Here is a 26,138-nt window from a genome sequence, read left to right as displayed (position 1 = left end):
ATCCGCGAGGGACCGAGCGTCTGATCGCTTGGCAGATGGACGGGTCACAGGTTCGTCGTATGGGGTTCGTTGGCGTTCTCCGAGGGTCGGGCGGGAAGGAACACCGATTGGCCGGCATCCGCAAGCGCAGTTCGCAACTCCAACGTGCTTGACATCCTTTGACGTGAAGCCTCACGCTCGTCTTCTGCTTGCATTCATCCCCGAAGGGAGAACTCCATGATGGAAGGGCAGCAGCCGCCCGAAATCGCTCACGATCCGGGAGACGCGCCCGACAATCCCTTTCTGAAGCTTCGCAGCCGAACGCTCATTTGGTGGATGATCGTCGGCAGCATCGTCGTCTTCGTGGTCGCGGCTCTCGCTGGCTTGATTCTGCCGCTGGATTCGATGGAGTCGGCAACCGGCGACGTCGTCGTCGAAATCGCCATCCATGGCCTCGTCGTGGCGTGGATCGTGTGGGCTTGTCGTAACGCCGATATCGACCTGGGTCGGTTTGTTGGGTGGGTCCCGACGGGATACAACTGGCTTCCCGCAGTCGGACTTCTGGTAACGACGATGACGTTCTCACTCGGTTCGTTGTTCGTCACCGCCTACGGACTTTCGCGCGTTTCCCCGGAGTTGCTGGATTCGCTCCTGGCAGCTGGGGCACCGGATCCGGATTCGATGATTTCGGTGGTCTGGTGGGTCATCGGAGCGGTCGCCGTCGCTCCGGTATTGGAAGAAGTACTCTTCCGGGGCGTCTTCCTCAGCCGCTGGGGAGTGAAGTGGGGAATCGGGACCGGCGTCGTCGTATCCTCGGCGATATTCGGGATCCTGCACCTTGACGTGGCAGGGGCAATGGCTCTCGGTGTCGTTGCCTCACTGCTGTACCTGCAGTCTCGTACGCTGATTGTCCCGATCGCCTTCCACGCCGCAAACAACCTGGTTGCCACGGTTCCCATGTTCATGCCCGAATCGGACGAGCCGTGGACGTTCGCCGCCGAGCTTGCAGAGATCGAGGCCATGGCACTCCCCGGCCTCGCCATGGTGGCCGTGACGCTTCCTGTGCTCATCTGGTATGTCCGGCGCCACTGGCCGTCCCGCGACGCCGAGATCCCCTACATGGAGGAGTAGCTTGCCCGGTCTCTCGTTGCCGTTTCTGCCGTTAGATTGATGCCGAACCTGCCGCTGGACCCGATTGAAGGAGAGCTGATGACGACCCCGAGCGATACGACGCGCCGCGAGTTTCTGATGGGTCTGGCGGGTGCCGGCGCCGTGCTGGCCGCCCCGCGCGCCGTGTTCGGGAGCGCGGTGCCCCTCCAGGAGGCGCTCCCCACGCGGCCGATCCCGGGAACCGAGGAGACACTGCCCATCGTGGGCTTCGGCTCCTCGAAGCCCGTGCTCGAGATTCCGACCGAGGGGACGGAGCCCCTGTTCGGCGTGATCCGAATGCTCCTGGAGCACGGGGGGCGCGTCGTCGACACTTCGCCGCGCACGCCGGAGATCGACGCGGAGTTCGGCGAGGTCCTGACGGCGCCGGAGTTCAGCGGCCGCCTCTTCGTCGCGACGAAGATCAACACGGACGGGGAAGCGGCCGGCATCGAGCAGATGCGGCAGAACCAGCGGCTCGTCGGAAGCCGCACCCTGGATCTGCTCGAGGTCGAGAGCATGCGCGACCTGGACGTGCACTGGCCCAACGTCCTCCGGTGGAAGGACTCGGGGGAGGCGCGCTACATCGGCGTCACCACCTCCAGCATCCCCCAGCACGAGGCCTTCGAGTCGTTCATGAGGACGCAGCCGCTCGACTTCGTCCAGGTCAACTACTCGGTGATGGAGCCGAACGCGGAGGAACGCCTCCTGCCGCTCGCGCAGGACCTGGGGCTCGCCGTCCTCATCAACCGTCCCTTCATGAACGGCAGCTACTTCGGACGCGTGAGCGGACGCGAGCTGCCGGAATGGGCCGCCGAGTTCGACTGCATGAGCTGGGCGCAGTTCTCCCTCAAGTACATCCTCGCCCACCCGGCCGTAACGTGCGCCCTCACCGAAACCACGAACCCGGACCACATGGCCGAGAACATCGGGGCCGCCTTCGGCCGCCTCCCGGACGAGGCCACGAAGCGCCGTATGCGCGAGCTCGTCCAGGATTTCTGAAGAAGGAGTCCCGTTCAGCCGTCGACGAGGAGATCTCCGTCGCGGAGTAGCGCTTCGTCGTCAATCCAGACGGTTGGGGCGCGGTTGATCGCGTCGAAATGGGTCTTGGCGGAGACGGTGCCGCCGAGGTTGGCGGAGGTTCCGATGCCGATGTGGACGGTGCCGTTCACGCCTTCGTCGTTCAGCATTTCGCCCGTGAACTCGGTGCAGGCGGGGTTCAGGCCGAAGGCGAACTGGGCCAGGTTGTAGACCCAGGGGTCGTCCTGCCGGGCCAGCAGGTCGGCGAGGAAACCGGCCTGGTCGCCGCCTTCGATGTTGGTGACGAAGCCCTTCGAGATTCTGAAGGTCACGGGGTCGCGGATCGGGCCCACGCCGTAGTAGGGGATGCTCCCGTCGCAGACGAACACGCCTTCGGCGGTGCCCTGTGCGGGGGCGCAGTTGGCCTCGATGTTGGGGACGGCCGAGAAGCCGGGGCCGTCCAGCAGGCAGGCGTGGTTGTTCCCGGTCACGCCCGCGAGGCTCATGGTGAGGTCCGTGCCGGCGGGATTCGTTACGCGCAGGCGTTCGCCGGCGGTGAGTTTCGCCGCGAGGGCGTCGCATAGCGGCTTGCGCGCGCGGAAGTCCGTGAACAGCCCGCCCTCGCGCATCATCCGTTCGGTGAACGCGGTCATGGAGAGGACCCGGGCGCCCGCGCCGATGGCCTCGCGCACGGCCCGGGTGTGCGCCAGCGCCAGGGTCACGGGGAGGAAGGCCACGTCGGTGGCCCGGAGGGCGGCGGCCACGGCGGGTCCCGGTTCCTCGTTGTCGATCGATCGCTCGGGCGGGATCACGACGCTCGCGATGGCGCCGGCTTCGAGCGCGGCGTCGGCAACGGCCCGGGCGATGGCCATCCGCGCGGGGTCCGTCACGATGATGACGTCCTCGCCGGCCCGAACGCTGGCGCACGTCCGCACGAGGATCCTCGCGCCATCTCTCATGGCCGCCCCCGGCTCGATCTCACACGAGCACCTGCGTGTCTTGCTGCACGACGCGGCCGTCGACGGCGATCGTCGGCTCCCACATGAGCAGGTCGTAGTGGGTCGGGGCGATGATCTCCCCTCCGAGGGTGTGGCTGGTGCCGATGCCGATGTGGATCGTGCCCAATACGCCCTCGTCCTCGAGCATCTCCCCGGTGAGGCGGGCGTTCGGGTTCAGGCCGACGCCGAGCTCCGCGACGTTGAAACAGTGCGGGTCGGCGAAGGACTCGAGGTGTTCGCGGAGAAAGTCGGCCTGCGCCCCGCCGGTCATCTCGACGATGCCGCCGTCGCGCACCGTGCAGACGATCGGTTCTTCGAGCAGGCCGATCCCGAGGTAGGGGACGGAGGCGTCGAAGGTGAGCGTGCCCTCGGCCGAACCGGTCACGGGCACGACGTTGACTTCGATGTCGGGGACCGGAGCCAGTTCCCCGGGCTCGGGAATATTCGTGAGCACGTTTGCGACGCGACCCTCGATCCCGAAGCGGAGATCGGTGCCGCGCGGGGAGGTGAGCCGCACGTGCCTACCCTCGGTGAATGCCGCGCCCAGGCGGCGGCAGACGTCGGCCTGCGCCTCGAAGTCGGTCTCGAGCAGCGCCGGGCTGGCCATGATCGCGTCGGTGTAGGCCGTCATCATGCAGACGCGCGCCCCCGCCTCGAGGGCGACCCGCATGGCGCGCGTGTGGGTGATCGAGATGCGCACGGGAGAGAAGATCACGGCCGCCTCGGCCATCGCGCGCGAGACGGGCGGAGGCGGTTCCTGCCCGTCCTGGTCCCGCATGGGAATAATGCAGACGGTCACGGCGGCTTCGGCCTCGCGGGCGGCCGCGGCGACGGCGTCCGCGTACCGCCCCATCGTCGGATCGGTCACGATCACGACGACCTCGCCCGCCCGGACGCGTCCGTTCACATGCACGAGCCGCCGCGCGCCGGGGATCAGGTCCACGCCCGGCCCGGTCACCGCCGACCCGGCCACGCCCGCCTCGGTCGCCACTCCTTCAGCCACGGTCTCTCGCGAAGAACTCGTCGAAGCGGCCGTCGAAGATGATCGCGGTGTAGCCGTCTCCGGTCGTGTTGGTCGCGGTGCGCAGCATGTCGGGGATGCCTCCGGAGAGCGCGATCCAGCTCGCGATGAACTCGCCCTGCGCCTGGCCCTCGAGCCCCAGCATGCTCGCGAACAGCGTCGCGCTCCACAGAGCAGTCCCCATCCCGGCCGGAAGCCCCGGGGCGGCGATCGTGAACAGGACGACGGCCGGCCAGGCGGCGAGCATCATCATCCAGCTGAGTTCCAGGCCGAAGACATGGCTCACGACGAAGGGCCCGTACGCGACGTACGCCAACGCGCTGGCGTCCAGGTTCGCGACGGCGCCGAACGGGAGCACGAAGTCGGCCACCTCGTCGCGGACGCCGACCCGCTTCGCGTTCGCGAGGTTGACGGGAAGCGTCGCGAGCGATGAACACGTCCCGGCGGCGAAGACCGCGGTCGGCACGTAGTACCCGCTCAACACGGGCCCCACGGGCCGGCGTCCGACCCTCCGCACGAGCACGAACGTGTAGAACGCCCACCAGACGAGGACGAGCGCGCCGGTGTAGGCGGCCATCGCCAGATAGTGCGAGAGCCCCAGGCTCGCGCCGAAGCGCACGCCCAGGGTGATGCCGAAGGCGAGAATGAGCGGGAGCATGACGTACGCCAGCTTGCCGCCCGCCTTCTCGATCGAGTCGGCGATTCTTCGGAGCACGCGGTAGGCCGGATCGTGCCGGGCGGCGAAGGCTCCCAGCAGGACTCCAGCGAGGATCGCGAGCAGCGGCCACGAGGCCCCGCCCTCTCCGAGGCTCCGCAGCATGGCCGCGGCTTCGGTCCACACGCCCCGGTCCCCCGTGGCCAGCGGGATGCGAAAGATCGTGGCGGAGGTCACGACGGCGATGAGCCCGGCGACGGTCGACGTGAAGACGTACCAGAGGACGACCGCGCCCGCGAAGCGTCCGGCGAGCCCCCGCCGCACCAGCGTGGCGATCGCCGGGCTGAGGGCCGCCAGAATGAGCAGAGGCACGACGGCGACCACCCAGGCGATGAGCGTGGCGGTGGCGTCGGCGACCGGCGCGAGCGGACCCCGGAAGAGCCCGCCCGCAGCCAGGCCCGCAGCCAGTGCCAGAAACGTCCACACATACGTCGGGACGCTTCGCCTCGGCCGCCCCCCGGTCGATCCACGACGGCCAGACGGTTGGCTCATGACCCGCGCAACCCATCGGGGATGTCGCGTCGACTGTGTAGAACGCGCCAGACGTCAATTCGATCTTGCCCCACCATGTAGAAGACCAGGTGTGGGTATCCCTTGATCGGCCACGAGCGCAGTCCGGGCAAGTTCACTTCGTGACCGTACCGAGGGGATCCCGCATACGGGTTGTCGGTGATGTGACTGAAGGCCTGTTCAAGCGCGTCAGCGAAGCCAATGGCGACCTGCGATCCGGCTTCCTTCAGATAGTGCGCGATCGCTCCATCCACATCCCGCCGGGCAGCCGCCCTCAGGACTACGGATTCCGGCGTCACTCCGTCGTGTGTTGGCGAATCCGGGCGCGTAGCGTCTCGAAGTAGGTCGTGTCGGCGGTGACGGCAGGATCGGATTCACCACCCTCCAGCAGCAGACTTCGGAGGTGCTGGCGGTCCTGGTCGTGGCGGATCAGTTCACGGATGTAGGCGCTGCAACTACCGTAGCCGCGGCCCGTGACCTGCTCGTCGACAAACGACTTCATCGAGGAGGGGAGCGAGATGTTCATGGTGTTCATGGCCGAAGCCTAGGTCTTTTGGCAAAAAATGGCAATACTCATCTAGTTCACCGAATCTGAGAAGCGTACATTCGCTCCATTCAACGAACTGCTCGCTAAGCCCGGAGGGCCCATGGATCGCCCGTCAGCCCCTCTCCCGCGCCGCCGCTTCCTCAACCTGGCCGGTGCCGCTCTGGGCCTCGCCGCAACCTCCGCCTGCGCGAGAGCCGCGACGACGCGGAGCCCGGGCATCGGACCGTTGTCGGTCGGCACCACGACCGACCGCTCCTACACTCCCCGGCGCTTCGACCCGTGGATCGAACTCGACCGCGCCGCCTGGACCCACAACGTCCGCGAGGCCGCGCGGCTGGCTGGCGGCCGCCCCATCCTCGCGGTCGTGAAGAACAACGCGTACGGCCTGGGCGACCGTGCGGTCGGGCCCCTCCTCGCCGACATGCCCCAGGTGGGCGGCATCGCCGCCGTGCGCGTCGAGGAAGCGCTTGCCATGCGCGAGGAAGGGGTGACCAAGCCGATCGTGGTCATGGCCGAGGGATCCGGGGACGAGATCGAGGAGCTGGCGAGACACGACGTGCTCCCGTCCGTCTGGCTGGACGATGCGCCCCGCCGGCTGCGGAGCGTGTCCGGGCGAATCGGCCGGCCTGTACCCGTCCAGCTCTTCATCGACACGGGGATGAACCGGGAGGGGATGCCGTACACGCGCGCGCGCCGGTGGATCGAGGAGCTCGTGCAGAGCGAATACGTCGACGTGAACGGCACCTATACCATGTTCACGCACGACCTGGACCACGACCGGGAGCAGCTCGCCCGCTTCGAGGAACTCCTCGCATGGGCCCGCGAGAGGAACCTTCCGCTGGGCACCCTCCACGCGTCACCCTCGTTCGAGCTGTTCCACCTGCCCGAGGCGCACTACGACATGGTGCGGCCCGGGAACGCGCTGTTCGGGAACCACCCCGGCGGCGAGGGCGCCCGGGAAATGGCCGACCTCAAGCCCGTGTTCCGCTTCAACACGCGCGTCGTGCGCGTCGAACGCCTCGAGCCGGGCGACAGCGCGGGGTTCAACCGCACCTTCATGCCCGACCGGGCCACCTGGGTGGCGCTGCTGCCGGTCGGCCGCACCGACGGCTATCCGTCAGAGGCGAACGGGACCTGCGAGGTGCTGATCAACGGCCGTCTCTACCCCGTCGCCGGAGGGGTGAACTCCGCGCACACCATTCTCGACATCGGCCCGGAGAAGTCGGTCGAGGTCGGCGATGTCGCCACGCTCATCGGCCCCGACCATCCGTCCGTGCTTCCCCATACCGTCGCCGAGCGGACGAAGCGCGGCTTCCTCGGCATCATCCAGTCGATGAATCCGCGGCTCCCGAGACGGGTCGTGTAGGGCAGGCGATCACGGCGAGCCACAGGGCCACTTCCCGATCAGCTGCAGCGCTCCGCAATCGCCGCGATCGCGGCGTCGATCTCGTCGCGGGTGTTGAAGAAGTGGATCGAGAGGCGGAAGTCGCGCTCCTCGCGGACCGGCGAGCCGAGGATGCCCTCGTCTTCGCGCAGTTCGTTGTAGAGTTGCGTGGCGTCGCACCCCTCCGGGAGCTGGACCACGAACACGCCTGAGCGGTCCGGGCGTGTCCGAGGGGATGACACGCCCAGTCCGTCCGTGCGGTCGACAACTTCGATCGCGTGGTCGACGAGCGAATGGATCCGCTCCTCGACTTTCTCCAGGCCGATGTGCTCCATCCAGTCCACCGCGTGGGCGAAGCCGGCGAAATCCGCGAGGGCGCGAGTGCCGAACTCGTAGCGGGCCGCACTGGGGAGCAGGGTGTACGCGCCTTCGTAGTCCATCGTCGCGTGACTGTGGGAGCCGGCCCAACTCAACTGCATGTCGTCAAGCATCTCCCTCCGCACGAAGAGCGCGCCCGTGCCCTTGGGGCCGAGGAGCCACTTGTGCCCGCACGTCGAGTAGGCGTCGCAGCCGAGGGCGCGGAAGTCGGTGACGACGCACCCGGGGCCCTGCGCGCCATCGAGGTGATAGGCCACGCCGCGGGAGCGCAGGAGCGCGCCGAGTTCCGCTGATTCGTCGGCCCTCAGCGTCCGTCCGTTGTTCCGCGACACATGGCTGATGCTGACCATCCGCGTGCGGTCCGTGAGTTGGCCGCGGACCTCGTCGATAAGATCGGTACCCGTGCCGAGGTCGATCTCGCGGATCACGAGCCCGAACCGGTCCCGCAGCACGTACCACGGGACGACGTTGGCGGGGTGTTCCTGGTTGGAGATCACGACCTCGTCGCCCTGCGCCCAGTTCAGGCCCCAGGCGGCGATGGCGATGCCCTCGGAGGTGCTGTGAGTGAGGGCGACCTCCTCGGTCCCGGCGCCGAATACACGCCCGAGTTGTGCCCTCAGGTCGGGTTCGATCCGGGCCATCTCCTCCGAGATGCGAGGTTCGGCCGGGCTCCGGTTCTGGAAGTCGAGCCGTTCACTCACATGATCGATGACGACGCTCGGCGCGGGGCCGATGCCGCCCGTCTGGAAGTACAGGCTCTCCGTCGAGGCGGGGATCTCGGCGCGCGCCCGCGCCACCCAGGCCTCCTGCGGACCGCGCGCGACGACGGACGAGCGGTCGGCGGAGTCCGGAAACGCGCCGTCCCGCCCTCCGCGCAGGGTGAGCCGCCCCACGGGCACGATCGGAGCCAGCGCCAGCGCGCCCGCGGACCGGCGGAGGAAGCTGCGTCGCGTCGTGTCCATGCCGTACCCCTGCTTCGCTATTTCTTCGGGTCTTTGTCGCTCAGGATCAGCCATCGCAATCTCTCTTCACTCACGGTCCTGCGTAGTGGGGCGGCGGCGCGATAGAAGACGAAGCCCAGCGCGGACCAGGCCCCGAGCACCATCCACTCCGCGGGGATGCGTCCCCCGGCGGCGCGGAAGGGCTCCCACGCGGCGACCCCGGCCAGAAGCAGCGCGAGCAGGGCGCTCAGGTACAGGAACCCCCGGCCCCCGGGAACGGTGTAGGGGCGCGGGTGGTCCGGTCGCGTCCTCCGCAGCCGAAGGACGCCAAGCACGACGACGAGAAAGACGATTCCCGCCGAAATCGACGCGGCGCCGACGATCACCAGGACCGCGTTCCGCCCGAACAGCGCGCCCACGGCCCCCATGACCGCGACGAAGATGACGGCGGCCGACGGCGAGCCGTGCCGTTCGTGCACCTTGGCGAGCCGGTGAGGGATCATGTGCGCCCGCGCCATCGCGAACACGATCCGCGTGCCCGCGAAGAAGAGCGCGTTCCACGTCGTGATCAGCCCGCACAACCCTGCGAACAGGACGACCCTCCCCAGGAGCGGCGACGCGAACGCTGCTTCGATGGCCGCGGCCGCCGGGAGTTCGGCGGTGAGCAGTTGCGGGCGCGGAAGACTCATCGCCGTCGCGAGAATCACCAGGCAGTAGAAGAGCAGCGCAAAGATGATCGAGGCGCCGATCACGCGGGGAAGCAGCCGCAGCCGGGCGCCCGACTCCACCTCCTCCATCGCCTGCGGGATCGTGTCGAACCCCGCGTACCAGAACCCGGCGGTCGCGAGCACGACGGCCACCCCTGCCAGCGCGGCGCCCGGCGTCGTCCCGGTGAACATGGGCTCAAGATTGGCGGCGCTCCCTCCCGCCACCCCCGCGACGACGAAGATCAGCGTGAGGAGGACGAGCCCGCCCGTCATCAGATCCTGGAACCAGGCGGCCGTCTTCCCGCCCCGGTAGTTGATGACCGCGATCACGACCATCACGGCGAGGCCGAGCGCGAGGCTCCACAGCCGTACCTCCTGCCCCAGCAGCGTGTAGATCACCGGACCGCCGAACCCCGGGACAAGGGCGGAGACGACCCACTCGACGGAGATCGCCTCGAAGGAAGTCGTGAAGATGTAGATGAAACCGAGGAACCACGCGCAGGCGAAGCTCCAACGCGCGCCCCAGGCCTCGAACACGTACGCGACCTCGCCCCCGGTGACCGGATACGCGGCCGCCATCTCCGCGTAGCACAGGCCGATGGCGAGCATGCCGAGACCACCGATCACGAACGCGATGATCGCCCCCATCACGCCGGCGCCGCTCAGCCACGCTCCCATCACCGTGATCCAGCCCACCCCGATGATCGTGCCGAAGGCGAGCGAGAAGAGGGATCGGAGCCGGATGCCCCTCCCGAGGACCTCCCGCTCCCCGCCGGAGTCCGGGGTCGCCGGCTCGATTCCGGGTTCGGTCATCGTTCTCAGCTGTACTGCGACGGGGTTGGGGAGAGGCCGAGCATCTCGCGCGCCTGGGCCGGCGTGGCGACCTCGCGGTTCAGTTCGTGAGCGATTCTCACGGCCCGCTCCACGAGTTGCCGGTTGCTCTCCACCTTCTCCCCGCGGCGGTAGTAGATGTTGTCCTCGAGCCCCACCCGGACGTGCCCGCCCATGAGCGTGGCGAGCGTCGTCATCGGCAGTTGGTGCGGCCCGATGCCGGAGCAGAGCCACACGGAGCCCTCGGGAAATTCCCGCACCATGTTCACGACGTTGTCTACCGTGGGCCAACTCGAGGTCTGGTAGCCCATCACGGTCTGCACCCAGTACGGCGGTTCGATCAGCCCCTGCCCGATGAGGTCCCGGATCACCCACCCGCAGCCGGGATGGTAGGTCTCGAGTTCCGGCTTGATCCCCCGCGCCTTCATCTCCGCGGCGAAGTGCGCGATCTGCCTGTAGGAGAAGGGGACGCAGTCGTCGTACTCGATGACCGGTCTCGGGTGCGTGAACTCCTCGCCGCGCGGCTTGAGCCGGAACTTGCCCATGTCCGGGGCGAGGTTCAGCGAGGCGACTTCGGGGTTCGCGTCGAGGCAGGCCAGGCGCTGCTCGTTGTCCATCCACAGGTCGCCGCCCGTCGTGTTGTTGATGATGATCTCGGGGCAGCGCTCGCGCAGGCGCCGGTTGGCGTCCCTCCACACCTTGGGCGTCGTCGCGCCCTTCCACAGCGTCTCCGGGTTCCGGGCGTGTATATGCACCATGGAGGCGCCGGCGTCGTACGCCTCTCCCACGGAGTCGGCGATCTCCTCTGCGGTCTCGGGGAGGGCGTCGTTGTATTCCTTGCCCTGGATGCCGCCGTTCGAGGCGAGGCAGATGATGACGGGAGGCATGCCGCCGGCGACCCGCTCCATGTAGGCGTAGGGGTCGCCGTAGTTCCACGTTTCACTCGTCGTTTCGCTCACTCGATTCCTCTGGATCTCCTCTGGATCCGGTGCGTCGGGTTCCGGGGGTGAACCGCTGGCTGTCGCCTCGTCCGAGGGCCATGATCGTCCCCGGAGCCTTGGTCGCCGAACGCGGATTCACAAGGGCGATTCACAAGAGCCGGAGGGTGTGATGTCCAAAGCGGAGGGGACGGTACGGACCGTGGCCATCGTCGGCGCGGGCACGATGGGTCGGCGGATCGCCTACGCCTGCGCAGCGCGCGGTGTAGGCGCGAGACTCCACGATGTCTCCGGCGTGGCGCTCGCCGAGGCGCTCCCGGCGGTACACCTCCTGCTTGAAATCCATGCGGGACGCTCCGGCCCCGCGCTCACGGAGGCATCCTCGCTGGTGGAGGCGTACGACGAACTCGACGCGTGCGTGCGTGACGCCGACTGGGTCATCGAGACGGTGCCCGAGGATCTCGAACTCAAGCGCGTCGTCCTGGCCCGGATCGGTGCGGCGGCGTCCCCCGGCGCCTTCATCGCCTCGAATACGTCGTCCCTGCCGGGTTCGTGGCTGGCCGAATCCACGGGGCGCCCGTCCCGGTTCACGAACATGAACTTCGGCACGCCGGAGAACCTCAAGGTCGAGGTGATGGGGCACCCCGGCACCGCTCCCGAGACGACCGCGGCGGCGCGGCGCTTCCTCCGCCAACTCGGCCTAGTGCCGATCGTGGCCCGCCGCGAAATCCAGGGCTACGCCACGAACCGGATCTGGCGCGCGATCAAGAAGGAAGCCCTGCACCTGATCGCCGGCGGCTACCTGAGCGCGGAGGAGATCGACCGGGCGTGGATGCTCGACTGGGGCACGCCGATCGGCCCGTGCGGTCTGATGGATGCCGTCGGTCTCGACGTCATCCGCGACATCGAGAACGTCTACCACGAGGCGTCGGGTGACCCCTCCGACCGGCCTCCGGGATTCCTCGAGCGGATGGTCGAACGGGGAGAACTCGGCGTGAAGTCGGGGAAGGGCTTCTACTCGTATCCATCTCCCGCCTTCGAACGGGAAGGCTGGCTCACCGAACCGAACGACTGACGCTGGCTGGAGGTCCCGGGCAACCGAATCGGCGCCCAGAGTCTCTTCTTACGAAGACCTTCGTTGACAAGCAGATCCTGGCCACGTATTCTTTCGTACGAAGATGTTCGTACAAGGGGCGAGGGTGCCGACGAGGGAGGTGGCTGCCGTGAAGGATCCGACATTCAGCGACCGTGAGCTGGACATCATGAGCGTCCTGTGGCGCCGGGGGTCCGGCTCCGTGAGCGAGGTCATGGACGCGCTCGACGATGCGGTCGGCTACACGACGGTCCTCAAGATCCTCCAGATCCTGGAGAAGAAAGGCGCCGTCTGTCACGAGGCCGAGGGCCGCGCGTATCGCTACTTCCCGCTCGTCGCCTCCGAGGCGGCCGGGGAGACGGCCCTGGCCCGGATCCGGGAGAAGATCTTCGGCGGGTCGGCGGAACTCGTCCTCGCGCAACTCATCTCGGGCCGGGAGGTCTCGCCGGACGAACTGGAGCGCATGCGGCGGATTCTCGATGAGCTGGAGGAGAGCGAGCCATGACTCTGGCCATCATGACCTACGGACTGATCGTCGCCCTCCTCGTCGGCGGGTCCGCGTGGTTCCTCGACCGGGGGCTGCGGGCCCTCGGACGGCCAACCCGGTGGGTCTGGATCGGGGCGCTCGGGATCGGCGGACTGGCACCGTTCCTTCCGCGATTCCTTCCCGCCGCGGCCACCGCGGACGGTCCCGGACCGCTCTCTATTCCCCTCTACGCGCTGTACGAACTCGGCACGCCGGGCTCCCCGCTCCCGGAGCAAAGCGGGAGCCTTCTCGCCGGGATGGGGTTGGAAGACTCTCTCGGAGTCCTCTGGATTCTGGGTTCCGTTCTCGTCCTCATCCTCTTCGCTCTGTTCTGCCTCCGGCTGCGGCGGCTGCGGGCGAGGTGCGAGCCTCGCGACGTCTGCGGCGAGGAAGTCCTGCGCTCGGATGGATTCGGCCCCGCGGTCGTGGGGCTGATCCGGTCCCGCATCGTCCTTCCGTCGTGGACCTTCGGTCTCGGCGAGAGGGAACTCGAGATGGTCGTGCTGCACGAACGGGAACACGTGCGGGCGCGCGATCCGGCGCTCCTGGCGGTGGGGCTCCTGCTCGCCTCCATCTCACCGTGGAATCCCGCCGTCTGGTGGTCGCTCGCACGGCTGCGGCTGGCCGTGGAAGGGGACTGCGATCGCCGCGTGCTCGCCCGCGGCACCTCCGCCCGAAGCTACGCGCGCCTTCTTCTGACGGTCGCCGCCGGGTGCAGGCGGACGCCGGATCCGGCGCCGGCCCTGATCCGCGGCGGCCACTCGGCAATCGAAAGGAGACTCATGATGATCAAGACCGCGACGAGGAAGCCCCGAATCCGGGCTTCCATCCTGACCGCGGCGGCCGGAGTGGGCCTGTTCGCCCTGGCCTGCGACACCCCGGTCCCGCAGAGCCCCGGCGAGCTCGAGCGTCCCTCACGCTCACAGGCCGTCGTGGTTCCGGAAACAGTGGCCGGCCCCGAGACGGGTGTCGGCGTGAAGACGGGTGCCGGCGTGAAAGCCGAAATCAGGTACGTCGACGAAGATGGAACCCACCTCATTCACTCGGGGGATTTGGCGGTCGATCCGGAAGCCGGCGTCGGGTACATGGACGACGACGGAGTCTTTCAGGCGCTCGAACTCGACCCGGAAGCGGAAGCGCGCATCCGTCAAATGCTCGAGCGCCTCGAGCACGTCAAGCGTGAGGTCGAAGTCACGCGCTTCAAGTTCGAGGAGCGCCTGCGATCGGGCGAAATCACGAAAAAGGACATCCCCAGGAGTCTTTGGCTGAACCTTGAAAGCGCAATGGAGCACATCGGGGAGTTGACCCCGAGGCTGGAGGAGATGACCACCGAGTTGGGCATGGAGGTCCGCCGGCTCCACGCGGCCGTCGAGGCGGGCGAAATCACGCACGAAGAGGCCGAGGAAATCCTCCAGACCCACATGCGTGCCCGCGACGTCCGTCTGAGGTGGCCCGACAAGCCGCGCTGATCCGCGACCCCGGGCCCGGAGACCGTTGCGGCCCGGCGTCCCCGACGGCACCGTAACTCTGTTCGGTCGCGCCTCCGAGCCCTGACCCGAGGGTCGCGCTCGGAGGTGCGCGTCGCGGGACACTCCGACCCGGGGAAAACACATGACTCCGTCGCGCCGCCTCGCGGTTTCGTTCGCCGCCGTCCTGACTCTGACCGCCTTCGCCCCCGCCCCCGCGGTCGACCTCGTCCCCGCCCTCACGTGCGACGAGCTGACCTCCATGTCGTGGAGCGGCTTCGCGCTGGACGACGTGTCGGAAGTCGAGGCCGGCGCGAACGACCCGGCGCACTGCCGCGTGCGCGGGACGATCGACGAGGAGATCCACTTCGAACTTCTCCTCCCGCTCGCCGAAGACTGGAACGGACGTTTTCTCATGGGCGGCGGCGGCGGGTTCGTGGGGAGTGTCCGGAACCAGGCGCTCCAGTTCGCGGGGCCGGTCTCGGTTCTGAGCCGCGGGTTCGCCACGGCGGGCACGGACACCGGGCACCAGGGCCCCGGCATCGACGCGAGCTGGGCGCTGGACCGGCCCGACCGCGAGGTGAACTTCGGCCACCGCGCCGTGCATGTGACGGCGGAGACGGCGAAGACAATCATCCGGCTCTTCTACGGCCGCGACATCGAGTACTCGTACTTCATCGGCTGCTCCCGCGGCGGCGGCCAGGCAATGATGTCTTCGCAGCGCTATCCCGACGACTTCGACGGCATCGTGTCGGGAGCGCCCGCCTACGACTGGCCCGGGCTCGGCGCCTTCTTCCTCCAGACGCAGCAGGCGCTGTATCCCGATCCGAACGACCTCACGACGCCGGTCATCACGGATGAGGCCGCGGCCCTCATCGAAGCCGCGATCCTCGAGGCGTGCGACGGAAACGACGGCGTGGAAGACGGGTTCATGACGAACCCCATGGCATGCGACATCGACATCGCCTCGATCCCGGGACTGACCGACGAACAGCGGGCGGCCGCGGAGGTGATCTACGGCGGGGCCCGCGCGGGGGACCGGCACATCTATCCGGGCTTCCCCTTCGGAGGCGAGACGGAACAGGGCGGATGGAAGCTGTGGGTCACGGGGCGGGAGATGCAGCTGGGCCCGGGCGGGCCGAACCTCCACTACGCCTTCGGCACCCAGATGTACAAGTACATCATCTTCGACGACCCGGACTTCGACTACTCCACGTACGACTTCGGCGACTACTTCGCGTGGGAGGAGGACACGCGCCGCGCCCGCGGGATCCTCAACGCGACGGACACGGACCTGAGCGCGTTCAAGACGGCGGGCGGCAAGCTGATCCTCTGGACCGGATGGTCGGACTCCGCGATCCCGGCCAGCGGCACGATCGCCTACTACGAGGGCGTGGCCGCGGGCGACGAGGAGGCGGACGACTACACGCGGCTGTACATGCTGCCCGGCGTCCTGCACTGCGCCGGCGGTCCGGGCCCGGATTTCGTCGACTGGATCGCCGCCATTCAGTCGTGGGTCGAGGAGGACGAGGCGCCCGAGCGGCTCGTGGCGTCGAAGTTCGGCGAAACGGGCGTCGAGATGCAGCGGCCCGTCTGCCCGTGGCCGGCCTACGCCGCCTACAACGGGGCGGGAGACCCGAAGCGCGAGGACAGCTTCGAGTGCGTCGCTCCCTGAGCCGCGGTCGAAGCGCGCGGTCGTACCCAAAGAGGTCGTACCCAAGAGGGGGGATTCCATGAGCGAGGTCACGCTCAGAGTGAATGGTGAAACGCATGCGCTCGACGTCGATCCCTCGACGCCGCTGCTCTACATCCTCCGGAACGACCTGGGACTTCGCGGGCCCCGGTTCGGCTGCGGCCTCGGCCAGTGCGGGACGTGCACGGTCCTCATGGACGGCCGCGCGATCCGCGCGTGCATGCGGCCGGTGTCCCGCGCGGAGGGCGAGATCACGACGCTCGAGGGGCTGTCGGCGGACGGCGAGCTGGATCCGGTGCAGCAGGCGTGGATCGACGAGCAGGTGCCGCAGTGCGGGTACTGCCAGAATGGCCAGATCCTCTCGGCGAAGGCGCTCCTCGACCGCAATCCGGACCCCAGCGACGAGGAGATCCGCCAAGGGATGAACGGCGCCCTCTGCCGCTGCATGACGTACTACCGGGTCCAGTCCGCCGTGAGGCGGGCCTCGGACGCGATGGCGAACGGGGCCGGTGGGGCGAACGGCGCGGGTGAGGCCGGCGGGGAGGTGGACCGATGAGGCGCGACGCGAAGTTCCCGTCGGGGATCGACGAGGCGCTGGCCCCGTGGGAAGGGAGCAGGTCGCGGCGTGATTTCCTGAAGACGTCGGGGATCTTCGTCCTCGGCTTCAGCGGCGTGGGCGGGATCGGCGTGGTGGGGCTCGGCCGGAACGGCTCCGGCGAGCCCGGCGAGGCGAACCCGTATCCGGATCCGGACTTCCTCCAGCTCGACTCGTGGCTCGTCGTGCACGAGGACGGCACGGCGACCTTCTACGTCGGCAAGACCGATGGCGGACAGGGGACCGGCACCGCGATGCGGCAGATGATGTGCGACGAACTCGATCTCGCCTACGACCGGGCCACGCTCGTGATGGGCCGCACGGACATGACCGTGGACCAGGGCGGGTCGGGCGGCTCGGACGCGATCGAGCGTGACGCGCTGCCGGCGCGGCGGGTCGCGGCCGAGGCACGGCGGGTGCTGCTGGAGCTGGCCTCGGAGCGCTTCGAGGTTCCCGCAGACGAACTGTCGGTCAGCGAGGGCGTCATCTCGGTGGCCTCCGATCCCGGGCGAACGGCCACGTTCGGGGAACTGATCGGCGGCCGGCGCTTCGACGTCGCCCTAACCGGAAGGAACGTGAACGAGACGACGGGCCTCGCGCCCGTGAAGCCGGTGCAAGAGCTGAAGATCGTCGGCCAGTCCAGCCCGCGGTACGACATCCCCGCCAAGGTCGACGGATCGATCGAGTGGGCAGTCGACGTGAAGCTCCCCGGCATGGTCCACGCGCGGAACGTGCGGCCCCCGTTCGCGGGGGCGCGGCTCGTCTCCGTCGATGAGTCCTCGGTGCGCGAGATCCCCGGTCTCATCCGCGTCTTCCGGGAGGGGAACTACGTCGCCGTCGTCTGCGAGCGGGAGGAGCAGGCGATCCAGGCGGCGGAGAGCCTCGCGGTGGAGTGGGAGAAGCCGGAGACGGCGCCCTTCCCGTCCTCCGAGGACCTGTTCGACTACATGCGCGGCGCGACCCCGGTCGGCGCAGGCAGCGGGAGTTCTCCCCGCCCCCGCGAGGAGGGCGATCCCGACGCCGCACTCGCGAACGCCGCGACGGTCGTGGAAGCCGCCTACGACATCCCATTCCAGGGACACACGGCGATCGGGCCCGCCCATGCCGTGGCCGATCCCTCGGACGGGCAGATGACGGTCTACACGAACGACATGAAGCCCTACAGCCACCGCACCGGGATCGCGGAGTTCCTCGGCATGCCGCCGGAGCGGGTGCGGGTGATCTGGATGGAGGGACCTCAGCTCTACGGGCGTACGGCGGCGGACGACGCGGGCTTCGAGGCGGCGTACCTGGCGCGGGAGCTGGGCCGCCCCGTGCGGATGCAGTGGATGCGGCACGAGGAGACGGCCTGGGACACGAAGGGGCCCGCCTTCGCCATCGACCTGCGGGGAGGTCTCGACGAGGCGGGGAACGCGGTCGCGCTCGACTACCGCGCCCGCATCGCGAACTACGCGCACGTCGGCTACAACCAGGCCGACACCGTGCTCATCGCCCAACTCATGGGAATAAGGCCCGAGCGGCCATCACCCGGGGGCGGCCGTGGCCCCGACGAGATGTACCACATCCCGAACCGGCGCGACGAGACGCGGGCCGTCCGGTTCCCGCTCGCCTTCGAGACGCCGCTCCGCACGGGGAACCTCCGCGACCCCAACGGCCCGCAGACGACCTTCGCCGGCGAATCGTTCATCGATGAGATGGCCGCGGCCGCGAACGCCGACCCGGTCGAGTTTCGCCTGCGTCTCCTGCGCGGGACGGCCGAGGACGACGCGACCTTCCGCCGGGCCCGTTCCATCGCCGTCGTCGAGGCGGCGGCCGAAGCCTACGGCTGGGATGCCCGGCCCTCGCCCCGTGCGCCGGCCGACGACCGCATCCTCACCGGACGCGGCATCTCCTACGCGTACCGCATACAGACGACGGTCGCCACGGTCGCCGAGGTCGAGGTCGACCGGGAAACCGGCCGCGTGTGGGTAAGGCGCATGGTCTGCGCCCACGACTGCGGCCTCGTCATCAACCCGGACGGCCTCGAAAACACGATCCAGGGGAACCTCCTGCACGGAATCAGCCGGACCCTGTTCGAAGAAGTACAGTTCGACGGCGAGAAGGTGACGAGCGTGGACTGGCGCACGCACCCGACCCTGACGCACATGGACGCGCCCGAGCGAATCGACGTCGCGATCGTGAACGGCGATCCGAACCCGGACCGCCCCGATCTGCCCCACTACGGGGCGGGCGAACCTTCGCACCGCACGGTTCCCGCGGCCGTCGCGAACGCGATCCACGACGCGACCGGCGTCCGCATGCGCCGCATCCCGCTGCGCCCCGAGCGCGTCCTCGAGGAACTCGCGGCAGCGGGGATATAGCCCCCCCCCCGGGCACGTCAGATCGGGTGGGTCAGATCTTGATGTAGATGCGGCGGCGGTGGAGGAGCCACATGACGCCCAGCCAGAAGGCGACCTGGGCCAGCGCCATGGCGAGCGAGCCGCCGTAGTCGCCGGCCCACGAGCGGAACGCGTGCTCGTACAGCCGCGCGCTCAGCGGCATGCCCTCGTCACCCCCGACCCGAATGCGGACGAGCGTCTTGGCGAGCATGCCGGAGGCGACGAACACGGCGATCGAGTTCATCCCGTAGATGACGAGCGGCGTCACCCACGCTCCGCGCAGCCGCTTCACGTCGATGACCCGGTACATGGCGCCGAACAGGAGCAGCGCCGTGCCGGCGGTGAAGAGGACGTAGGAACTCGACCACAGGTTCTTGTTGATCGGGAACACCGTGTCCCACGCGAGCCCCAGCACGACGAGCCAGGCGCCGGCGATCCACATTCCCCGCGACAGCTTGACTCCCGAGCGGTCCGATCGCAGCCATTCGCCGCAGAAGATCCCCAGCAGCGAAGTCGCGACGGCCGGCAGGGTCGATAAGAGTCCCTCGGGGTCCCAGGTCCCCTGCCACAGCCGGTCTCCCATGAGGAACCGGTCGATCCGGGCCCCGAGGTTTCCGTCGGGCGTCAGGTCCCCCGCAACGAGGGCCCAGTATCCGAGCAGGAGCACCCCTGCGACGGCCCACCGCACGCGCGCGGACCCCCACAGGTAGAGCGCCGCCGCCGCGCAGTAGACGAGGCCGATCCGCTGCAGCACGCCGTAGAGGCGCATGTCGAAGACGTCGAAGTCCGGAATCGCCCGCATCGCGAGTCCGAGCCCGATGAGGATGAGCGAGCGCCGGACCACGTGCCGGAAGAGCCGGCCCCGGTCCGTGCCCTCCGCGAGCCTCCGCGAGAAGGAGAAGGGGATCGCGACGCCGACGATGAAGAGGAAGTAGGGGAAGATGAGGTCGGTCGGCGTCCACCCGTGCCATTCCGCGTGGGCCAGGGGCGCGTAGATGTAGCTCCAGCTGCCGGGATTGTTGACGAGGATCATCGAGGCGATCGTCAGGCCCCGAAACGCGTCGAGGGAGACGACGCGCGCACCCGTCGGTTCGGTCATGACGAACCCCGTGCTGTTCGGCGGTCTACCTGCGGAACCGGTCTCCGCCGCCACCCCTGCCGCCCCCGCCGGACATCGAGCGGTTCCCGAGATACCATGTGAAGTTCAGCATCACGTACTGCGTGAGCGACTCGACCCGGCTCTCCTGGATGAAACCGGGCGAATTCGTATATGACACGCCCTGATTCTGCCCCAGAATGTCGAACGCCACCAGCCGGATCTCGGCCTGGTCGTTCAGGATGAGGCGCCGGAGCGAAGCCTCCCACAGCGCGACATTCCGCCCCGGGCCGAACAGGTCCTGGTCGTAGAGCCGCCACTGGAACTCCGTGCCCAGCGTCCACGGCCCCATGTGGAGGTCGGCGATCCCGTACAGCGTGGAGGTGAGGTAGTCCTCGTTCAACTCCTCGTTCAGGGAATAGCTGACGTCGCTCAGCGTCAGCTTGGCGCCGCCGCGCACGTCGTAGTCCTCCTTGGCGCGGTTCTCGAGCTCGATCCCGAACGTGTGCGCCAGCGACCGGCTCCGGTTCTCGAGGTCGTTGACGTACTCGTTCGAACTGGAGTAGCGGAGGTCGTAGTTCAGGTCCACCTGCCCGCCCATCCAGCGCAGCGGCCTTCCGAAGCTCGCGCCGCCGTTCGCCGACCACGAGGTCCCGAGGTTCACGGGCGAGATCGTCTGGAGCCCCCGCTCCGTCACCGTGCGGGCCTGCGCGATGTCGTTCGTCGTGAAGCTCACGTTCGCGTGCGTGAACAGGTTGACGAAACTGAACGTGTCGAAGAACCGGTATTCCGTCCGCAGCCGGTGCGTGTATTCGGGCTGCAGGTCGGGATTCCCGACCCGGATGCGCAGCGGATCGCGATTGTCGACGAAGGGCTGAAGGTCCGTCATGCGCGGTTCGCGCGTGGAAGTCGAGTACCGGAACTGGAGTGTGCGCCGGTCGTCGACCTGCATCCGGTATTCGGCGTTGGGTAGCACGTGCGTGTATCCGTTGGCGATCTCCTCGCTCCGGCCGAGGATCGTCCCCTCGAGGTTCGAACCCTGCAGGCGCAGCCCGAGCACGAGCCGTCCGGCCTCGCTCGTGCGGTTGAAGCGGAAGCCCCCGCGCAGATAGCTGTACGTCCGCTCGAACCCGGAGGTGAGGAGCGGGTTCAGCGTGCGGCCGTCAGGCCCGATGTCGAATACCGACTGGTTCTCGTCCTCGGCGGTCGCGCTCCGCTCGCCGTAGACCTCGAGCATGGACTCCCAGGGCATCGGCTGGGTCATCGACAGGCGGACCGAGTGCGTCAGCGTCTGACCGACGTTCGTCTGCTCCTGGAGCACGTCGCCGGCCCGGGCGCGCGGGTTCTCCACGTTGCCCTCGATCGACGACGCGAGGTTCGTCAGGCGGTCGGAATCGCTGAGGTTCACCCGGGCCTCCGCGAAGAGACTCCGCCCGCTGTCGTCGAGTCGCTTCCGCCACGTGAGACGGGCATCGCCGCCCACGTCGTCGCCGTCCACGTCGTAGTTCGTCGCCGCGGCCGTGAGGAACTGCCCGGTGCCCGAGCGCGTGTCCTGGAAGTCCGCGCGGTCGAGGAGGGAGCTGCGCGCGTTCAGATTCCCGCGGAGCCGCAGTTCATGGCCCTCGGAGAGGGTGATCTGGGAGTTCAGGTTGACCCTGTGGCTGGAGTTTTCGGTGTCCGTGCGCGTGGCGCGATCGACGAGCGACGAGGCGCTCATGCCGAGGAGTTGCTCCTGCCTCCGCGTCTCGTTCTGGAAGTTGTCGAGCGTGCTGAGGCGATAGCTCGTCCGGATCCAGTTGTCGTCGTTGCCTCCGAAGTCGTGGTTGACGTTGAACGCCAGCATGCGGGTCTCGGTGAGCCCGTCGTCGCCCCCGCCGCCGCGTCCGAAATCCCGTCCGCCGAACGACATCGCGTCTCCCCACCCGAACCCGGCCTGGTTCACGTTGTTCGCGCTTCCGACGAGTGCGAGTTGCGTGGTGGGGGAGAAACGGTTTATCGACAGCGCTCCCGCGTACGGAATCCCCCCGGCGACCGTCCCGGATTCACTGCTGGCGGGGAGCCGTGCGGCCACGTCCTCGCCGAATCCGGGAGTAACGGAGGCGTTCTCCATGTCCGCGCCGAGTCCACCGGACGTACGGCCGAAGTAGCCTGACCGCGCCTCTTCCTTGAGTTCCAGGTTGATCGTCCGCTCTTCCTCGCCGTCGGCGATCCCCGTGAACTCGGCCATGTCCGATTCCTTGTCGTAGACCTCCACGCGGTCCACGGCCTCGGCGGGCAGGTTCTGGGTCGCCATCGTGGGGTCGCCCCCGAAGAACTCCCGCCCGTCCACGAGAACGTTCTCGACCTCTTCGCCCTGCGCGGTGATCGATCCGTCGGTCTCGACCTCGATCCCCGGAAGCTGGCGCAGAAGGTCCTCCACCGTCGCGTTGGGCCGGGTCCGGAAGGCGAGGGCGTTGTAGCCCAGCGTGTCCCGCCGGTTCAGGAAGGGGACGTGGTCGAGGGTGACGACGAGCGGGTCCACCTCCACCGCCATCACCTCGAGGTTGATGGTGCCGACGTTCACGTCCTCGCCGGTGAGGGAGAGGTCCTGTCGCACCGTGCCGTATCCGAGCAGGGTGACCTGCAGGATGTACTCGCCGGGTCCGAGATCTCCGAGGGCGAAGACGCCGTCGCCGCTGGAAGTCGTGAAGCGGGTGAGGACCGAATCGGGCTTCGCGAGCGCCACCACCATGGCGCCGTTGAGCCCCGCACCCTCCGCGTCGGCGATCACGCCGCTCACCGTGTACTCGGCCTGGGCCTGGACGGGACGCGGGCCGAGGGCCGCGAACACGAGCCCGCCCGCGAGCAGCGCCAGCATCGTGGCCGGTCGCGCCGAAGACACCGGGCGAATCGCCGGCCGCCTCATCGGAGCCCCCCGTCGAAGGGACGACGCCGGTTGCCGGCTCCGCCGGTGGCCCGGACTTCCTCGAGTTTCTCCGCCACGAGGGTTTCGTACTCCTCCCGCGTGACCATCTCGCCCTCCGTCGGGGGGGCGATCGCAAAATCTCCCGGACCCTCGAGGTTCACCTCGGTCGCGGAGTAGAGCATGTGTCCGCCGTCGACGGAGAGCACGAGGATCAGCCCCGGGAGGCCGCCATAGGGGCCGGGGCCCGCCTGCACCGGGATCTGGGGCGTGAACCAGGCTTCGATCTCCGCGCCGTCGTGCACGGCCGTCGCCTGCTGAACCATGTAGCCGAGGAACTCGCGCTGTTCCGTTCCGAGCTTCCACGGATACGTGGGCCGGTCCCCCGAGATCAGGAACGTGCGTCCCATGAACTCGCGCGTCTCCGACATCGCGCCGCTCCCGAAGTCCACGTAGGCCTGAACGAGATCCTCCTGGTCGCTGCGGGAGGCCGATCCCATTCTGAGCCGCATCGCCATCCCGAGGGCGCGGCGGTCCGCCCGGTCCGAACCGCCGGGACCGCCGCGGGGCGTCGCTTCCTCCTCATCCGCGTCCGGCAGCATGATCGACCGGGCGCCGTCGAAGTGGAGGACCATGGAGGCCGTACCCTGCGCCGCGAGCCGGTCGCGCAACGCCGCCATACGCTCAGGCGGCATACCCTCGGGCATTTCGAAGTCGTACTGCACCGAGCGCAGGTAGTGGACATTCCCCGCCTGCGCGCTGAGCGCGGCTGGCGCGAAGCCCGCGATGGCCACGGGGATAGCCGCCAGAAGCCAGGGTTGGAACCGTTGCTGGGAACGTCGTCGTGTATTCATGGCAACCCGTCAGTTTTGGTCCGTCATCACGTTAGATGGGACACACGGGCTCGGGGTCACGTTGTACTCGGCGATACAGAGCCGAAGGAGCGAGGCCGGGTGGCGTCACGACCAGAGCGTCGAGACGGGCGCGGCGGCCAGCCGAGAGCCGAAGGGGGTCGACGACCGATTGAAAGTTTCTCGTCGACCGATTGAAAGTCATTCGACGACCAATTGAAAATTTTTCGTCGGCTGATTGAAATTTTTTCGTCGTCAGGGCGCGTCGATCGCTACGCGGCGCACCCCGCGGCGCAGGACCCGGCGAAGGCGGGCGAAGAGGAGGACGGCTACCGCAGCGAGTCCGGCGGCCAGGCCCCACCACAGGCCGCGGGGGCCCCAGTCGGCGTGGAAGGCGAGGAAGTAGCTCACCGGCACGCCGAGCAGCCAGAAACCGAGGGCGTTGACGAGGAAGGGCGTGAAGGTGTCGCCAGCGCCGCGCAGCACGCCGGCCGCGACGGTCTGGAGGCCATCGGTGACCTGGAAGATGCCGGCGATGGGGATGAGGGACGCGGCGATCGCGATGACCGGGAGATCGTGCGAGTACAAGCCGGCCCAGAAGCGGGGGAAAAGGAGGAAGGCCGTGGCGGTCACGAGCATGAAGACGCCGCTGAGCTGAATCCCGGCGGCGGCGGCTCGGCGCGCCCCGTCCATGTCTTCCTGGCCGACCGCGCGTCCCACGCGTACGGCGGAAGCGGCCGCGATCCCGAACGGCACCATGAAGGTGAGCGCCGCGAGGTTCAGTGCGATCTGGTGCCCCGCCATCGCCTCGGTGCCGAGCCAGCCCATCATGACGCCGATCACGGCGAACGCCCCGAACTCGAGCTGCTGCTGAAAGCCGATCGGCGTGCCGAGCCGCACCATGCGCACGAGCGCGCGCCGGTCGAGAGCCTCGCGCCGAAACCGGCCCAGGTAGGGACGCATCGAGCGCCAGGAGAGCGCCAGCAGCGCCGCCGCCATGCACCAGCGCGCGAGACTCGACCCCCACGCCGAGCCCACGGCCCCCAGCTGCGGGACCCCGAGATTCCCGTAGATCAGCACCCAGTTGAGGAAGGCGTTCAGAAGGTTCGCCCCTGCGATCGTCCACACGATCGGCGCCACGCGATGCATCGCCTGCAGGCTCTGTCGCAGCACGACGAACGCGTAGAAGGGGAGCATCCCGAGGATCGACCCCAGCGCGTACCCCCCGGCCACCGGCACGACGTCCGCGGGCTGCCGCAGGATGGCGAAGACGCGCGCGGCGGGCAGGAAGAGCAGTGACGTGAGCGCGGTCAGAAAGAGGGTGAGGACGAGTGCCCGTTGGATCCCTCTGGCGGCGGCCTCATGGTCTCCCGCCCCCACTCCCTGTGAGACGATGGGATCGAGGGCCATGAGCACGCCCATCCCGAACACGGCGATCTGGAAGAAGTAGATGTTCCCGAGGCCGACCGCGGCGAGATCCGTCGCCGACAGGCGCCCGACCATGAGCGTGTCCACGACGCCCATCATCATGATGCCGACCTGGACGGTCACGATCGGGAGGGCGAGGCGCAGCATGCGCGCGAGGTCCGCGCGGCGGGGGGTGAGGTTCATCGCGCAATCCTGCGTCCGGCGCGTTCGGAAAGGCAAATCCGTTTGCCGCCCCACGGCGCCGCGGATAGACTCCGCCTCACCCGCACGGAGGGCCGAAAAGCGGCCATGGCGGGCATGACGGAGGGGACAAGATCGAGATTCTGATGTTCACGGGCGGACCGTTCGTGCAGAACACGCTGCTGGTGGTCTGCGAGGACGGCCACACCGGGCTGCTGGTCGATCCCGGCGCCGCGACCCCGGAGGCGCTGGCCGAGGCGCGCGCGCGCGATCTGGACATCGCGGCGCTTCTCGTCACGCACGCGCACCTGGATCACATCGACGGACTCAAGGAGGCGAAGGCGGAGACGGGGGCACCCATCTACCTTCACCCGCTGGACCGGCCGCTCTACGACAACATCGCGAACCAGGCGCTCGTCTTCGGCGTGCCCCATGTGGAGCCGCCGCCCCCCGACATCGACCTGGTCCCCGGCACGAACATCGCCTTCGGCGGTTCGGAGTTCGAAGTGCTGTTCGCGCCCGGCCACGCCCCGGGGCACGTGATGTTCGTCTCCACCTCGCACCCCGTGGCGATCGTGGGCGACGTGATCTTCCAGGGTTCGATCGGACGGACGGATCTCCCGAACGGGGACTACGGCACGCTCATGGAATCCATCCGCTCGCAGGTCCTCACGCTACCGCCCGAGACCCGCCTCTACCCCGGCCACGGCCCCGAGACCACCGTGGGGCTTGAGCGCGACACCAACCCCTTCGTCCTCCAACTCCACGGCGGCCGCTGGGTCTGATCCCCGCCGGGTCCGACCTTCCTCGGGCCT

22 protein-coding genes are annotated in these 26,138 nt (G+C 68.5%); 10 read left to right on the top strand and 12 right to left on the bottom strand.

The genetic code is table 11. The features are described from left to right. Positions 1 to 216: 216 nt before the first annotated feature. Both ACQY5G_RS02445 and ACQY5G_RS02440 read left to right on the top strand, forming a co-directional pair. The gene (locus tag ACQY5G_RS02445) at positions 217 to 1,110 is read left to right on the top strand and encodes a lysostaphin resistance A-like protein (protein WP_428276682.1); all 894 of its coding nucleotides are present in this window, start codon (positions 217 to 219) and stop codon (positions 1,108 to 1,110) included. A gap of 78 nt (positions 1,111 to 1,188) precedes the next feature. Next, positions 1,189 to 2,127, top strand: a complete 939-nt coding sequence (locus ACQY5G_RS02440; protein WP_428276681.1) for an aldo/keto reductase — start codon at positions 1,189 to 1,191, stop codon at positions 2,125 to 2,127. A gap of 14 nt (positions 2,128 to 2,141) precedes the next feature. Here ACQY5G_RS02440 and ACQY5G_RS02435 read toward each other — a convergent pair whose 3' ends face one another. The 5 genes from ACQY5G_RS02435 to ACQY5G_RS02415 form a co-directional block, all read right to left on the bottom strand. Continuing rightward, entirely contained in the window at positions 2,142 to 3,104 is a 963-nt protein-coding gene (locus tag ACQY5G_RS02435; protein WP_428276680.1) for an aminopeptidase, read from the bottom strand. A gap of 19 nt (positions 3,105 to 3,123) precedes the next feature. Beyond that, complete coding sequence (locus tag ACQY5G_RS02430) at positions 3,124 to 4,146, bottom strand: aminopeptidase (protein ID WP_428276679.1); 1,023 nt, start codon at positions 4,144 to 4,146, stop codon at positions 3,124 to 3,126. Continuing rightward, positions 4,139 to 5,305: a cation:dicarboxylate symporter family transporter gene (locus ACQY5G_RS02425; RefSeq protein ID WP_428276678.1), complete on the bottom strand. Its 1,167-nt coding sequence runs from the start codon at positions 5,303 to 5,305 to the stop codon at positions 4,139 to 4,141. Before ACQY5G_RS02425 ends, ACQY5G_RS02430 begins: the two co-directional genes overlap by 8 nt. A 62-nt stretch (positions 5,306 to 5,367) precedes the next feature. Beyond that, positions 5,368 to 5,643 (bottom strand): type II toxin-antitoxin system RelE/ParE family toxin, encoded by a 276-nt coding sequence (locus ACQY5G_RS02420; RefSeq protein WP_428278632.1) that lies wholly within the window; start codon positions 5,641 to 5,643, stop codon positions 5,368 to 5,370. 41 nt (positions 5,644 to 5,684) lie between these two features. After that, positions 5,685 to 5,924, bottom strand: a complete 240-nt coding sequence (locus ACQY5G_RS02415; protein WP_428276677.1) for a type II toxin-antitoxin system ParD family antitoxin — start codon at positions 5,922 to 5,924, stop codon at positions 5,685 to 5,687. Between the two features lie 112 nt (positions 5,925 to 6,036). On the opposite strand from ACQY5G_RS02415, the gene alr reads away from it, so the two are divergent. Then, the gene (alr, locus tag ACQY5G_RS02410) at positions 6,037 to 7,302 is read left to right on the top strand and encodes an alanine racemase (protein WP_428276676.1); all 1,266 of its coding nucleotides are present in this window, start codon (positions 6,037 to 6,039) and stop codon (positions 7,300 to 7,302) included. Between the two features lie 38 nt (positions 7,303 to 7,340). Here alr and ACQY5G_RS02405 read toward each other — a convergent pair whose 3' ends face one another. From ACQY5G_RS02405 to ACQY5G_RS02395, 3 genes are read right to left on the bottom strand one after another with little or no spacing between them, the layout of a single operon-like run. Beyond that, positions 7,341 to 8,660, bottom strand: a complete 1,320-nt coding sequence (locus ACQY5G_RS02405) for an aminotransferase class V-fold PLP-dependent enzyme (RefSeq protein WP_428276675.1) — start codon at positions 8,658 to 8,660, stop codon at positions 7,341 to 7,343. A 17-nt stretch (positions 8,661 to 8,677) separates the two neighbouring features. Beyond that, positions 8,678 to 10,159, bottom strand: coding sequence for an APC family permease (locus ACQY5G_RS02400; protein ID WP_428276674.1), 1,482 nt, complete (start codon positions 10,157 to 10,159; stop codon positions 8,678 to 8,680). 5 nt (positions 10,160 to 10,164) lie between these two features. Then, positions 10,165 to 11,136 carry a 3-keto-5-aminohexanoate cleavage protein gene (locus ACQY5G_RS02395; protein ID WP_428276672.1) on the bottom strand — a complete coding sequence of 324 codons (972 nt, stop codon included), beginning with the start codon at positions 11,134 to 11,136 and terminating at the stop codon, positions 10,165 to 10,167. 151 nt (positions 11,137 to 11,287) lie between these two features. Between ACQY5G_RS02395 and ACQY5G_RS02390 the strand changes: the two genes are divergently transcribed. The 6 genes from ACQY5G_RS02390 to ACQY5G_RS02365 all read left to right on the top strand — a co-directional run bounded on the left by ACQY5G_RS02390 (position 11,288) and on the right by ACQY5G_RS02365 (position 18,848). Further along, complete coding sequence (locus ACQY5G_RS02390) at positions 11,288 to 12,190, top strand: 3-hydroxyacyl-CoA dehydrogenase family protein (RefSeq protein ID WP_428276671.1); 903 nt, start codon at positions 11,288 to 11,290, stop codon at positions 12,188 to 12,190. Between the two features lie 148 nt (positions 12,191 to 12,338). Continuing rightward, a complete protein-coding gene (locus tag ACQY5G_RS02385; protein WP_428276669.1) occupies positions 12,339 to 12,713 on the top strand; it encodes a BlaI/MecI/CopY family transcriptional regulator in 375 nt (124 codons plus the stop codon). Then, positions 12,710 to 14,203, top strand: a complete 1,494-nt coding sequence (locus tag ACQY5G_RS02380; protein WP_428276668.1) for a M56 family metallopeptidase — start codon at positions 12,710 to 12,712, stop codon at positions 14,201 to 14,203. The genes ACQY5G_RS02385 and ACQY5G_RS02380 overlap by 4 nt, the downstream gene beginning before the upstream one ends. Positions 14,204 to 14,345: 142 nt before the next feature. Further along, positions 14,346 to 15,875, top strand: coding sequence for a tannase/feruloyl esterase family alpha/beta hydrolase (locus ACQY5G_RS02375; protein WP_428276666.1), 1,530 nt, complete (start codon positions 14,346 to 14,348; stop codon positions 15,873 to 15,875). Positions 15,876 to 15,933: 58 nt separating this feature from the next. Beyond that, entirely contained in the window at positions 15,934 to 16,449 is a 516-nt protein-coding gene (locus ACQY5G_RS02370; protein ID WP_428276665.1) for a (2Fe-2S)-binding protein, read from the top strand. Then, entirely contained in the window at positions 16,446 to 18,848 is a 2,403-nt protein-coding gene (locus ACQY5G_RS02365) for a molybdopterin cofactor-binding domain-containing protein (protein ID WP_428276663.1), read from the top strand. Before ACQY5G_RS02370 ends, ACQY5G_RS02365 begins: the two co-directional genes overlap by 4 nt. 31 nt (positions 18,849 to 18,879) lie before the next feature. On the opposite strand, the gene ACQY5G_RS02360 is transcribed toward ACQY5G_RS02365, so the two are convergent. The 4 genes from ACQY5G_RS02360 to ACQY5G_RS02345 form a co-directional block, all read right to left on the bottom strand. Next, on the bottom strand, positions 18,880 to 19,965 hold the full coding sequence (locus tag ACQY5G_RS02360) for an acyltransferase family protein (protein WP_428276661.1): 1,086 nt from the start codon (positions 19,963 to 19,965) through the stop codon (positions 18,880 to 18,882). 25 nt (positions 19,966 to 19,990) lie between these two features. Then, positions 19,991 to 22,843, bottom strand: coding sequence for an outer membrane beta-barrel protein (locus tag ACQY5G_RS02355; RefSeq protein ID WP_428276659.1), 2,853 nt, complete (start codon positions 22,841 to 22,843; stop codon positions 19,991 to 19,993). Between the two features lie 20 nt (positions 22,844 to 22,863). Further along, entirely contained in the window at positions 22,864 to 23,718 is an 855-nt protein-coding gene (locus ACQY5G_RS02350) for a GLPGLI family protein (RefSeq protein WP_428276658.1), read from the bottom strand. Positions 23,719 to 23,970: 252 nt separating this feature from the next. Further along, positions 23,971 to 25,326: an MATE family efflux transporter gene (locus ACQY5G_RS02345; protein ID WP_428276656.1), complete on the bottom strand. Its 1,356-nt coding sequence runs from the start codon at positions 25,324 to 25,326 to the stop codon at positions 23,971 to 23,973. A gap of 143 nt (positions 25,327 to 25,469) precedes the next feature. Here ACQY5G_RS02345 and ACQY5G_RS02340 point away from each other — a divergent pair, with 143 nt between their 5' ends. Further along, positions 25,470 to 26,108, top strand: coding sequence for an MBL fold metallo-hydrolase (locus tag ACQY5G_RS02340; RefSeq protein ID WP_428276654.1), 639 nt, complete (start codon positions 25,470 to 25,472; stop codon positions 26,106 to 26,108). Positions 26,109 to 26,138 lie beyond the last annotated feature (30 nt).

Origin of the sequence: Candidatus Palauibacter sp. (genome assembly GCF_965261555.1) — a bacterium.
Classification (GTDB): Bacteria; Gemmatimonadota; Gemmatimonadetes; order Palauibacterales; family Palauibacteraceae; genus Palauibacter.
This window is presented reverse-complemented; position numbering and strand designations above follow the sequence as displayed.

Bases quoted from the DNA above. Each gene is read 5' to 3' on its own strand.
- ACQY5G_RS02370 (WP_428276665.1), top strand. From the start codon at position 15,934: ATGAGCGAGGTCACGCTCAGAGTGAATGGTGAAACGCATGCGCTCGAC.
- ACQY5G_RS02445 (WP_428276682.1), top strand. From the start codon at position 217: ATGATGGAAGGGCAGCAGCCGCCCGAAATCGCTCACGATCCGGGAGAC.
- ACQY5G_RS02350 (WP_428276658.1), bottom strand. From the start codon at position 23,718: ATGAATACACGACGACGTTCCCAGCAACGGTTCCAACCCTGGCTTCTG.
- alr (WP_428276676.1), top strand. From the start codon at position 6,037: ATGGATCGCCCGTCAGCCCCTCTCCCGCGCCGCCGCTTCCTCAACCTG.
- ACQY5G_RS02340 (WP_428276654.1), top strand. From the start codon at position 25,470: ATGTTCACGGGCGGACCGTTCGTGCAGAACACGCTGCTGGTGGTCTGC.
- ACQY5G_RS02390 (WP_428276671.1), top strand. From the start codon at position 11,288: ATGTCCAAAGCGGAGGGGACGGTACGGACCGTGGCCATCGTCGGCGCG.
- ACQY5G_RS02375 (WP_428276666.1), top strand. From the start codon at position 14,346: ATGACTCCGTCGCGCCGCCTCGCGGTTTCGTTCGCCGCCGTCCTGACT.
- ACQY5G_RS02435 (WP_428276680.1), bottom strand. From the start codon at position 3,104: ATGAGAGATGGCGCGAGGATCCTCGTGCGGACGTGCGCCAGCGTTCGG.
- ACQY5G_RS02380 (WP_428276668.1), top strand. From the start codon at position 12,710: ATGACTCTGGCCATCATGACCTACGGACTGATCGTCGCCCTCCTCGTC.
- ACQY5G_RS02360 (WP_428276661.1), bottom strand. From the start codon at position 19,965: ATGACCGAACCGACGGGTGCGCGCGTCGTCTCCCTCGACGCGTTTCGG.
- ACQY5G_RS02405 (WP_428276675.1), bottom strand. From the start codon at position 8,660: ATGGACACGACGCGACGCAGCTTCCTCCGCCGGTCCGCGGGCGCGCTG.
- ACQY5G_RS02415 (WP_428276677.1), bottom strand. From the start codon at position 5,924: ATGAACACCATGAACATCTCGCTCCCCTCCTCGATGAAGTCGTTTGTC.
- ACQY5G_RS02400 (WP_428276674.1), bottom strand. From the start codon at position 10,159: ATGACCGAACCCGGAATCGAGCCGGCGACCCCGGACTCCGGCGGGGAG.
- ACQY5G_RS02440 (WP_428276681.1), top strand. From the start codon at position 1,189: ATGACGACCCCGAGCGATACGACGCGCCGCGAGTTTCTGATGGGTCTG.
- ACQY5G_RS02345 (WP_428276656.1), bottom strand. From the start codon at position 25,326: ATGAACCTCACCCCCCGCCGCGCGGACCTCGCGCGCATGCTGCGCCTC.
- ACQY5G_RS02365 (WP_428276663.1), top strand. From the start codon at position 16,446: ATGAGGCGCGACGCGAAGTTCCCGTCGGGGATCGACGAGGCGCTGGCC.